At 61.2% G+C, this 1684-nt stretch carries 3 protein-coding genes; 1 reads left to right on the forward strand and 2 read right to left on the reverse strand.

Annotation, left to right across the window (positions count from 1 at the left end; translation table 11 throughout):
- Positions 1-62: 62 nt before the first annotated feature.
- Positions 63-668, reverse strand: coding sequence for a DUF2796 domain-containing protein (locus tag ACRESD_RS10365; protein WP_431750825.1), 606 nt, complete (start codon positions 666-668; stop codon positions 63-65).
- A 131-nt stretch (positions 669-799) separates the two neighbouring features.
- On the opposite strand from ACRESD_RS10365, the gene ACRESD_RS10370 reads away from it, so the two are divergent.
- Positions 800-1141, forward strand: a complete 342-nt coding sequence (locus ACRESD_RS10370) for a hypothetical protein (protein ID WP_431750826.1) — start codon at positions 800-802, stop codon at positions 1139-1141.
- Here ACRESD_RS10370 and ACRESD_RS10375 read toward each other — a convergent pair.
- Positions 1138-1684 (reverse strand): tetratricopeptide repeat protein (locus ACRESD_RS10375; RefSeq protein WP_431750827.1); only part of this gene is annotated, 547 nt, incomplete at its 5' end. The genes ACRESD_RS10370 and ACRESD_RS10375 overlap by 4 nt on opposite strands.

Here is a 1684-nt window from a genome sequence, read left to right on the forward strand (position 1 = left end):
CAGTAACACCGTGTCGATGCTTTCGCAGGCAAGCCAGCTCCCACAGTGATTGGGTTTTCAAATCAGAATTTGAGGGTGGCTGCCTGGCTCGTCGCTTCAACACCTTGCTGGCCGCTCGGGCCGATCAGTTGTACCTGAATTTTCTGGGTGGTGGGGAAGGTCTTGAACACCTGGGTCAGGTCCAGATTGCTCAGCGCCGTCGGTGTGGCGCAAGTGAACTGATAGTGGGCGTGGATTTCGCTGTGGTCGTGATGATGTTCGTGGGCGGCCGCGCCTTTGCCGTCGGTGGCGTGGTCGTCATCGTCGTCGTCATGATCGGCTTCAGGTTTGTCGCCGAACAGCGGGCTGTTGAGTTCTTGGGTGCTGACCACGCAGCCGGCGCCCTTGGGCAGGCTGAACAGGGCCTGTGGGTTCTCCAGCTGTTTGCGTGCGGCCGCGACCTTGGCTTTGTCGGCTGGGGTAGTGGCCTGGTGTTCGAAGCCCACGAGGTTCATGGCCGGGCTGTCAAACTCCAACTCCAGTGCCTGTCCGTCGAGTACGGCGTTAAGGCGGCCAACGCCATGTTCATGGGCGCCGAGGCTGCCGTGTTCATGCTCGTGATCGTCGTGAGCGTGGGCGACAGCCAGTGGCAGCAGGGCAAACGGCAAAGCGAGCAGCAGACGACGCATGAGAGGGCTCCAGAACATGAAAGTTTTGTTATGTGATCTTATAACAATAATGCCGGGAGTTTGAACGCCCGCTTGGCGTTGCGCAAGTCGCGTGGGAGCATGCCTGTCAGAAAAATGCAGGAGTAAGGACGATGTTGCGAATTCGTGGAACGGTCGGCGATCTGCCGGTGGATTTGACCTTGGAACTCGACGAGGGCGACTGGGCTCGGTTGGGCGCACAGTTGCAGGCTGCCCCCGCGCCAACGGCGACATCCGTTGCGCCAGTCAAACAGACCGATGATCTGTGGCAGAGCGCCCAGGAACTATTGCGCAAAGCCGGGCAGCTCAGCGGGTTGGAGTTGTTGGATCAACTGGAAGGGTTGGCCGGCGATGCTGCGTCCGGCAAGCGCTTGCTGGTGCGCTTGCGGCACAGTGCCAATGTGAAAGTGGCCAGCGGCGCCGATACGCCGCTGTACAGCTGGGTCGGCGCCTAGTACAGCGCGGCGAACAATTTGCGGCGATAGACGGTGACCAGCGGATGGTCATTGCCCAGCAGTTCGAACACCTGCAGCAATGTCTTGTGCGGCAAGCCTTCACTGTAGCTGCGATTGCGGATAAACAGCTTCAGCAAACCTTCCAGCGCCGCGTCGTATTGCTGGCGTGCCAGTTGTTGAATCGCCAGTTGATAGGCCGCTTCATCGTCCTGCGGGTTTTGCGCCAGGCGGCTTTTCAGCTCGGCGGCGTCGGGCAGGTCGGCAGCCTGGCGCAGGAAAGTGATCTGTGCCTTGGCCCCGGCGAGCGCGGCTTTGTGATCATCGCTCTTCACGGCATCCAGCACAGTCTGGGCTTCACCCAGTTCGCCGCGTTCGGCCAGGCAGCGCGCGTACAGGATCAGCGCAGCGGCGTTGGTGTTGTCCTCGCCCAACAGCGCGACCAGCAGCGCTTCGGCATCGCTGATACGCCCATCGGCAAACAGCGCTTGAGCCTGTTCCAGTGGGTCGGCCGCAGCCGGCGGTGGCATCTGCACATGCGGCTCC

Source organism: Pseudomonas sp. (genome assembly GCF_050739995.1).
Taxonomy (GTDB): domain Bacteria; phylum Pseudomonadota; class Gammaproteobacteria; order Pseudomonadales; family Pseudomonadaceae; genus Aquipseudomonas.